Genomic DNA, 6,805 nt, shown 5'->3' with positions numbered 1-6,805 from the left:
TGATGAAGAGAAGAAACTCTGGACACCGGCTCTGGTGGCACATCTAGCGTTCGGCGTCCCAGGTGACGATCACCTTGTCGTCGTGCTGCTTCGCGCGCGGAAGGAGCTTGGCTGAGGGGTCCTCGAACTGCTCCCAGTCGTGAAGTCGTTGAAGCAATGAGGAAAGCTCCGAGCTGCCCATGAGAGCAACGTCTTCCCAGGACAGTCCCAAGTGGTCGATCGGCCGTTGCGCACCGTCTGTTGCAAGAACCGCCCAAGCCACGTCGCCGACTTCGAATGTGCGTCGAATCGCTTCATGCGCAGCTTCGGGTTGCGCCTCTGCGATCCAGTAGCCCTCGGGGGTGTTCCTGAGCTGACGCTCGTGGTGTTGGAGCTCCCCAAGCAAGGAGCGATGCGAGTCGTCGTACCCGGAACCGGCTTCGAGTCGCGTCCGGTACTGGTGTCGAAGGTGGACCGCCGTGCGGGAGAGCCGGTCATCGCTGACGCGGTGAACAACGCCATCCCCAGTCTTGATGATGGCCGTGCTGTCTCCCAGAGCCAGGAACTCCAGCAGCGCATCACGCTCACGAACGAGCAGAACAGTGGACGATGGGCCGTTGCCTGGCTGGAGGTCGAGTCGCTCGGACGTCGCTTGAATGGCCTCGCTCAGCACCGCGGAAAGATCTGCCTGCGAGCTGATCCGAACTGCGATGTCCTGCAAGAGGTGATCGACGTATTCGGAAGCGTCCGCCGTAGTCGGCGTGAAGCTTGAAGCACCGTCCAGCACGATCGCTGCGTCACCTGAGGCTTGCCAACGGTCTTGCCCCCGGCCTCGCCCCGCCGGCAGCGAGGCTCCGAGGAAGTGCATCACGCCCACTTCCTCGGGGGCACGAGAACCTCGATGCGGGTCGGCACGAGGCCGTCGAACTCGGTTGTGACAGCCATGCTGAATTCGCTGTCACCGAACTTGGCGAACAGCTCGGGCAGGTTGCGCGTGACGTAATGAGCAGCGCCCACGGAGCCCGCTGCGTGAAGACCAGCGATGTGCACGACAACCTGGTTACCCAGCTTCCGCCGCGCTATGTAGGCGTGATCGGCCTTACGAGGCTGCGGCTCGTCCATGGGAGACAGGAACCGCTCGCCCGTGAGTTCGTCGGTGATGTACCACTGGACGTTGTCACCGATCGCCATTCGCAAGACCGGGTCAGCAGACATGAGCTGGTGACCGATGTGCGCGGATGCAGGGCCGCAGATCACTACGGCGTCGCCGGCGGGTTCCCACTCCTCGCGAGGGTCGATCACAACACGCTCGTTGATCACGAACGCGAGCTTCTCCAACTCGCTGGCGAGATGAGCGCCTGTCGCGTCATCGGGGCCTGCGATGACGAGGTCATCTCGCTCACGGATGATCCGGCCAGGGAGCGCGATGGAGATCGGGCCTACCCCGAAGAACGCCCGCTCGGGTCCAGGCGCGGTGTTGCGAATCTGAGTGACTCGCCCCTTGGTGATGCCGAGCTTCGACGCGATCTCCGTGTAGCTCATGTCCAGGTGGGTCCGCGCCTCTTCGATCGCTGCCCGGCGTAGCCGAGCAAGCTCCGTCGCACGCTGCTGGTAGAGCGTGATCAGCTCGCCCGCTCGTTGACCGCGCCTGATCGGATCAGGGTCCGCGCGCACGGCGTCGAAGTCATCTGATCCCGGCATCGTCATGCACTCAGTTTAGACCCCCTTGACGCCTCACGCCGAGAGGCGTAGCTTGTGTTTAGGCCCCCTCAACTCCGCGGAGGCTCAGCGCTTGAGAGTTTAGGCCCCCTACACATGGAGCAGCAGATGAAGAACATGCCGATCATCCTCAGCGACCGTCGCCTGATGCTCACGGAGCTGCCGACGCTGAAGACCCGCGAGGTCGACGGTCACACGGAGATCGTGACGGACAAGGACGGCGCGCAGCAGTTCGTCGTGTCGCTGTTCATGAAGGCCAAGGGCGAGAAGGGCGAAGAGGTCAAGGTGACGCTGGGGACCGACCCCGGCGACGGCTTCGACGAGGGCGACATCGTGGACCTGGTCGACCCGCGCGCCTCGTTCTACTCGTTCAAGAACGGCCGGGGCGAGACGGTCTCCGGCATCGCCTACCGCGCGATGGGTCTGACCAAGATCGCCTGATCTGCGGCCATCGGTGACGCTCTGCGCGTCGCGCTAGCTCTGGCCCTCGTGACCGTCGAACCGCCTTCGTGAATCCGCGTTGGCAGGCGATGTTGTCGCACAGCGGGGGAATCCTTTCGTTCTTTGAGAATTCCACAGTGGATACACCCATGCCTTTTTCCGGTGCCGTGTGCACCGGGGATGACGTTGACCCCCGGCCCAGATGTGCTGTGTACAGCCCGTTTCCGGGGGTCTTCGTGGTTCGAGCAGAAGGAGGGGTGAACGAATGGCCGGAATCATCGCCGGTTACTTCAACGAGCGGGCGAGGCAGCGCTACGGCGAGTTCGTCGGCGCGATGGACGTTGCCGAGGAGGCGTTCGCGACGGTCATGAAGGTGATCGACCGGGTGGACGACTCCGCGGCTTGCAGTGGCTTCACGCTCCCGACCCAAGATGAGCTGAAGGCGTTGCACGCCAAGGCGTTCCGTGGCTTGGACCTGGTGCGGCAGGAGGCCAAGAAGCACGAGGGCGACCTGGTGTCGCGGGACTGGAAGGCCTGACATGAGCCACGCCCAGGTGGACAACGCGACCGAGGAACTCGACACCGCGATGCGGCAACTGCGCGACGCCCTCAACGGCATCCCGACCAACTCCCGCAAGTTCAAAAGGCTCTACGAGGCCGCACGTCTCGCCACCGGAAATCTGCTGGTGGCGGTGACCGACGTGGCCCCGAAAGTCCGTCCCGAGTGACGGCATTCCCCCGGCGTGACCGGCCCTGATGAATCCGCGTGATCCATCAGGGCTGGTCTGCCATTCCCTGATCACGCAAGGGGTTCACATGAAGAGCTACTCCAACCGCAAGCCCGGCGGTGAGATGCGGGCGATCAAGTGGGCCGCGCGCAACCCGATCGAGGCTGGCGTCCCGGTCGCGCTCGGGGCCTCGGCGCTGCAGTTCGGACCGACACCGACCGGTGTAGCGGTGGGCAGCACGACGGCGGCTCTGCTGGCCTGGTACCGAGCGCACCCGGACAGCTTCGACCGGTTCGCCGCCCCGTACCTGCGGTCGCTGCGCCGCCGCTGGCTCTCGCGCTACTCCGGCAGCCGCTGGCGCGACGTCACCACCGACTGCGGCCTGGCCCCGGCGCACCGCAAGACCAACAACCCGCAGATCCCGCGCGTGATCAAGGTCCGGTCGGCCTCGCCCAGCGTGGACACGGTCTACGTGCGCATGGTGCCCGGCCAGACCCCGGCGCAGTGGCAGGAGAAGGCCGAGGCGTTGTCGGTGGCGCTCAACGCCGAACGGGTCGGGGTCGAGCGGATCAAGCCGCAGATCCTCGCGTTGATCGTGCAGCGCCGTGAGTCCTTCACCGAGGTGATCGAGGCCCCGGAGATGCTGTGGGACAGCGACTCCGTCGACCTGTCCGCGCTGTTCCTCGGCGAGACCGAGTTCGGCGGCGACTGGTCCGAGCCGCTGATCGGCAATCACTGGCTCGTGGCCGGCGCGACCGGCTCGGGCAAGGGCTCGCTCGCGTGGGGGCCGCTGCGCTCGCTCGCGCCGATGATCCGTGACGGCCTGGTGCGGCTGCACACGCTCGACCCCAAGCGCATGGAGCTGACCAAAGCCGAAGCCATCTCGCACGCCTATGCCTCCGATCTCGATGAGTGCGTGGAGGTCGTCCGGGCGTTCGTGGCGGACCTGCGGGAGACCGAGGAGGCGTTGGCGGATCAGGGAAAGCGGAAGTTCACACCCAGCGCCGAGACGCCGCTGAACCTGCTGATGATGGACGAGTTGGGCGCGCTGCTCTCGTTCGGTGACTACTCGGTCGCGAAGGAACTGCGTCGGCTGCTGTCGATCGTGGGCACGCAGGGCCGGGCCACTGGGCATTCGATGCTCGGCTACGTCCAGGAGCCCACCAAGGACACCGTGCCGATCCGCGACCTGTTCACCGTGCGGATCTGCCTGCGCGTCACCACTGCCGGACACGCCGACATGGTCCTGGGCGACGGTGCCCGGCTGCGCGGCGCTCTGGCCGACGAGATCCCGAACGACCCCGCCACGGCGGGCATCGGCTACGTGCTGCGCCCGAAGTCGCGGCTCCCGATGCGGGTGCGCGCCGCCTACGTGGACGACGCGGAGATCGACGAGTTGACCGAGTTCGTGACGACCGGCCGCCCCGGCGGTGGCCTGAGGGTGGTGGCCTGACATGTGGAAGATCGGATTCGCCTTCTGGGCGTCCTGGCAGATGCTGAAGTGGACGGCGGTGGCCGTGGCCGTGCTGTTCGTGCTCTACCTGTGGGGCGGGTTCAACGGCGCGTTCGTCCTCGCCGTCCTCGCCGCCGTGCTCGGACTGTGGGGCCTGAAGAAGACCCTCGGTGGTTACTACGAGCGTGAGCAGTCCGAGCGGCGGTACACGCGATGACCACCGACCCGAACGCGGCTCTGCTCAGGGCGTTCAGTCACTCCGAACAGACGTGGATGACCCGGTGCCAGGCGCTGGACCGTGAGCTGCTGCTGTCGGTGCTCGACCAGATCGACGCCGCGCAGTGGGCGTACTCCACGGTCCTGGACCGGGCATACCGGCTGGAGAGCTGCACCTACGCCCAGCCCGGCACCCCCGACCAGCAGGACGCGATCACGGCGCTGCTCGGTGCCCGTGTGGTGGCACCGGGTCATTACCGCTACCTCGACGTCGACGGATGGCCGCCTCAGCTTTACGTACCGATGCTGTTCATCACCTCGATGACGGGCCGCGCGTTACTGGACGAGCTCAGGGGTGAGCGGTGATGGCCGGCCGTAGTGCCCCGGTCGCGGACGTGCCCGGTCAGATCGACCTGTTCGGCGGCGAGCTGGGTGATTCCGCGGCCACCCCGGCTCCCGCACGGCAGGTTGTGAAGTCGGGGTTCGGCGGTAAGCCCGACGTGGTCGCCGAGGTGCTCGGGGAGATCCGGGACGGTTACTACGGACGCCTCGACAGCAACGACCGCATCGTACGCATCGAGTACGGCGAACGGTGCCGATACGCCTCGGAGGCGGAGGCGGAAGCGGTCGAAAGCCTGTTGGCCCAACGGTATGTCTCACTCGCTGCGGTCGAGCGGCTGCGTCATGGCGTGATCGCCAAGGACGTGTATCGGATCAAGCTGACGCCGGGCGGACGAGGGCTGTTGGAGCGTTGGTTCGCTCTGCGGATTCGGAAGCACCCATGACCGCCGCCCACGACATCGACGCCCAGTCCGAGGTTCAGCGGCTCAGCGAGGCCTACGACGAGATCCTTCGGCGCTTCGCCGACGACCACGGCGAGCTGCCCCACTCCTATGCGGTCGAGGCGGCTCAGCTCGCGCACCGGCTCGCCGACCTGCACGACGACCGAGCTGAGCACTGGCGCCGGTTGTCCCGCGAACACCGAGAAGGAAGGAGCCAGCGATGAACACGATCCCGTTCACCACCCCGTCGTGGTGGAAGGACTTCCCGCCCCACTGGATGAAGCAGGACGTTAAAGAGGTCTTCCGATACGTCGCGCCCGGCCAGCTCTTCGCCCGCGAGGCCAACGACGCGTGTCACTTCGTCTGGGCCTACTTCGGCGACGGTCAGCCCGCGGAGTCGATCGGTGACGACGTGGACTCCGCCGCTCAGATCCTGATCGAGCGGGGCTACCTGGCCGAAGCCGAGAAGATCACTCTCAGCCGGGACTGCGGGGAGGACTTCGCCGCTCACCGGCTGGCGTTCACCGCGACCGGGTCTCAGCTCCACGCCGAGTTGTCCAAGGAGGACTGATCACGGTGCAGGTCAACGACTCTGACGAGATCAACGAGGCGGCCGGGGTCACGAAACGAGTTGTCGACCTGCGCCGCCGCAAGGCCGAATCCGCCCACCTGCGCGGCCTGGTCGACGACCCGGATATGGTCGCCGTCCGCATCGAGTCCCAACGGCGGACGATCACGCGCGGCATGTGGTTCTTCCTCACCCTCGGGCTCGCGTTCACCACCGCCGGAGTCCAGGACTTCCTCGCCGGGCACCGCGAACACTCCGACCCGCTGTGGTGGGCCGCGTGGCTCGCCGAACCGATGCTCGCCGGAATCCTGATCATGCTGCTGATGTTCGAGGCCGAGATCCTCTCGCGCGGCCTCACGATCACCGACGTGTGGGTCGGACGCCTGAAGAAGGTGCTGCTGTCCTCCACGCTGGTGATGAACGTCTGGCCCGCCGTCGCGCCGTGGCTGACCGGGAATGAGCCGTTTGACGGCGGCAACCTCGCCATCCACATCATCGTGCCCGTGGTGGTGTTCGGCGTTGCCGAGGTCATGCCGGTGATCCAGCACAAGTTCAACGAAGCGATCACCCGCGCCTACCGCGACGCCGCACGCGACACCCGACCCGCGCCCACCGCGCAACCGGCCACGCCGGCCGTTGAACCTCCGGCACCGCGACCAGCGGCACTCGCCACGGCAAGCCGCGTGAAGCTACCGCCGCAGATCCTCGACCAGGTCAAGGCCAAAGCCGCCGAACTCGCCAACGAGGGACGCGCCCTGACCGCCGACGACGTCCGTCAGGTCGTCCGGGTCGCCCCTGAGATGGCCGCTCAGATCGCCGTAGAAGTCCAGCAGCGCAACGGACACGCCTTCACCTGACCCCGGCAGCGCAACTCCTCCGCTGCCCACATGAGCGGGGCACAGCCACCTTCCCAGGCTGC

Annotated in this window: 12 protein-coding genes; 10 read left to right on the top strand and 2 right to left on the bottom strand. The window is 66.4% G+C overall.

What is annotated here, in order from left to right:
* Positions 1-43: 43 nt before the first annotated feature.
* A complete protein-coding gene (locus ACFWGZ_RS38140) occupies positions 44-850 on the bottom strand; it encodes a protein phosphatase 2C domain-containing protein (RefSeq protein WP_382456465.1) in 807 nt (268 codons plus the stop codon).
* Positions 847-1,686 carry a helix-turn-helix domain-containing protein gene (locus ACFWGZ_RS38135; RefSeq protein WP_382456464.1) on the bottom strand — a complete coding sequence of 280 codons (840 nt, stop codon included), beginning with the start codon at positions 1,684-1,686 and terminating at the stop codon, positions 847-849. Before ACFWGZ_RS38135 ends, ACFWGZ_RS38140 begins: the two co-directional genes overlap by 4 nt.
* Positions 1,687-1,806: 120 nt before the next feature.
* Here ACFWGZ_RS38135 and ACFWGZ_RS38130 point away from each other — a divergent pair, with 120 nt between their 5' ends.
* The 10 genes from ACFWGZ_RS38130 (at position 1,807) to ACFWGZ_RS38085 (ending at position 6,743) form a co-directional block, all read left to right on the top strand.
* Positions 1,807-2,139, top strand: coding sequence for a hypothetical protein (locus ACFWGZ_RS38130; protein ID WP_382456463.1), 333 nt, complete (start codon positions 1,807-1,809; stop codon positions 2,137-2,139).
* A 265-nt stretch (positions 2,140-2,404) separates the two neighbouring features.
* Positions 2,405-2,677: a hypothetical protein gene (locus tag ACFWGZ_RS38125; RefSeq protein WP_382456462.1), complete on the top strand. Its 273-nt coding sequence runs from the start codon at positions 2,405-2,407 to the stop codon at positions 2,675-2,677.
* 1 nt (position 2,678) lies between these two features.
* Positions 2,679-2,867: a hypothetical protein gene (locus ACFWGZ_RS38120; protein WP_382456461.1), complete on the top strand. Its 189-nt coding sequence runs from the start codon at positions 2,679-2,681 to the stop codon at positions 2,865-2,867.
* A gap of 88 nt (positions 2,868-2,955) precedes the next feature.
* Entirely contained in the window at positions 2,956-4,320 is a 1,365-nt protein-coding gene (locus ACFWGZ_RS38115) for an FtsK/SpoIIIE domain-containing protein (protein WP_382456460.1), read from the top strand.
* A 1-nt stretch (position 4,321) separates the two neighbouring features.
* On the top strand, positions 4,322-4,537 hold the full coding sequence (locus tag ACFWGZ_RS38110; RefSeq protein WP_382456459.1) for a hypothetical protein: 216 nt from the start codon (positions 4,322-4,324) through the stop codon (positions 4,535-4,537).
* Positions 4,534-4,902 carry a hypothetical protein gene (locus tag ACFWGZ_RS38105; RefSeq protein WP_382456458.1) on the top strand — a complete coding sequence of 123 codons (369 nt, stop codon included), beginning with the start codon at positions 4,534-4,536 and terminating at the stop codon, positions 4,900-4,902. The genes ACFWGZ_RS38110 and ACFWGZ_RS38105 overlap by 4 nt, the downstream gene beginning before the upstream one ends.
* Positions 4,902-5,321, top strand: a complete 420-nt coding sequence (locus ACFWGZ_RS38100; RefSeq protein WP_382456457.1) for a hypothetical protein — start codon at positions 4,902-4,904, stop codon at positions 5,319-5,321. The genes ACFWGZ_RS38105 and ACFWGZ_RS38100 overlap by 1 nt, the downstream gene beginning before the upstream one ends.
* On the top strand, positions 5,318-5,542 hold the full coding sequence (locus ACFWGZ_RS38095) for a hypothetical protein (RefSeq protein WP_382456456.1): 225 nt from the start codon (positions 5,318-5,320) through the stop codon (positions 5,540-5,542). The genes ACFWGZ_RS38100 and ACFWGZ_RS38095 overlap by 4 nt, the downstream gene beginning before the upstream one ends.
* Positions 5,539-5,889: a hypothetical protein gene (locus ACFWGZ_RS38090; protein ID WP_382456455.1), complete on the top strand. Its 351-nt coding sequence runs from the start codon at positions 5,539-5,541 to the stop codon at positions 5,887-5,889. The genes ACFWGZ_RS38095 and ACFWGZ_RS38090 overlap by 4 nt, the downstream gene beginning before the upstream one ends.
* Positions 5,890-6,062: 173 nt before the next feature.
* Positions 6,063-6,743, top strand: a complete 681-nt coding sequence (locus ACFWGZ_RS38085; RefSeq protein WP_382456454.1) for a hypothetical protein — start codon at positions 6,063-6,065, stop codon at positions 6,741-6,743.
* The last annotated feature ends 62 nt before the right edge of the window (positions 6,744-6,805 follow it).

The sequence above is a fragment of the Lentzea sp. NPDC060358 genome (genome assembly GCF_042725365.1).
Classification (GTDB): Bacteria; Actinomycetota; Actinomycetes; order Mycobacteriales; family Pseudonocardiaceae; genus Lentzea.
Note: the sequence above shows the minus strand (reverse complement) of the source record. Positions and strands in the feature narration are given on the sequence as shown.

Bases quoted from the DNA above. Each gene is read 5' to 3' on its own strand.
- ACFWGZ_RS38095 (WP_382456456.1), top strand. From the start codon at position 5,318: ATGACCGCCGCCCACGACATCGACGCCCAGTCCGAGGTTCAGCGGCTC.
- ACFWGZ_RS38110 (WP_382456459.1), top strand. From the start codon at position 4,322: ATGTGGAAGATCGGATTCGCCTTCTGGGCGTCCTGGCAGATGCTGAAG.
- ACFWGZ_RS38090 (WP_382456455.1), top strand. From the start codon at position 5,539: ATGAACACGATCCCGTTCACCACCCCGTCGTGGTGGAAGGACTTCCCG.
- ACFWGZ_RS38115 (WP_382456460.1), top strand. From the start codon at position 2,956: ATGAAGAGCTACTCCAACCGCAAGCCCGGCGGTGAGATGCGGGCGATC.
- ACFWGZ_RS38135 (WP_382456464.1), bottom strand. From the start codon at position 1,686: ATGACGATGCCGGGATCAGATGACTTCGACGCCGTGCGCGCGGACCCT.
- ACFWGZ_RS38100 (WP_382456457.1), top strand. From the start codon at position 4,902: ATGGCCGGCCGTAGTGCCCCGGTCGCGGACGTGCCCGGTCAGATCGAC.
- ACFWGZ_RS38105 (WP_382456458.1), top strand. From the start codon at position 4,534: ATGACCACCGACCCGAACGCGGCTCTGCTCAGGGCGTTCAGTCACTCC.
- ACFWGZ_RS38125 (WP_382456462.1), top strand. From the start codon at position 2,405: ATGGCCGGAATCATCGCCGGTTACTTCAACGAGCGGGCGAGGCAGCGC.
- ACFWGZ_RS38085 (WP_382456454.1), top strand. From the start codon at position 6,063: ATGTGGTTCTTCCTCACCCTCGGGCTCGCGTTCACCACCGCCGGAGTC.
- ACFWGZ_RS38130 (WP_382456463.1), top strand. From the start codon at position 1,807: ATGAAGAACATGCCGATCATCCTCAGCGACCGTCGCCTGATGCTCACG.
- ACFWGZ_RS38120 (WP_382456461.1), top strand. From the start codon at position 2,679: ATGAGCCACGCCCAGGTGGACAACGCGACCGAGGAACTCGACACCGCG.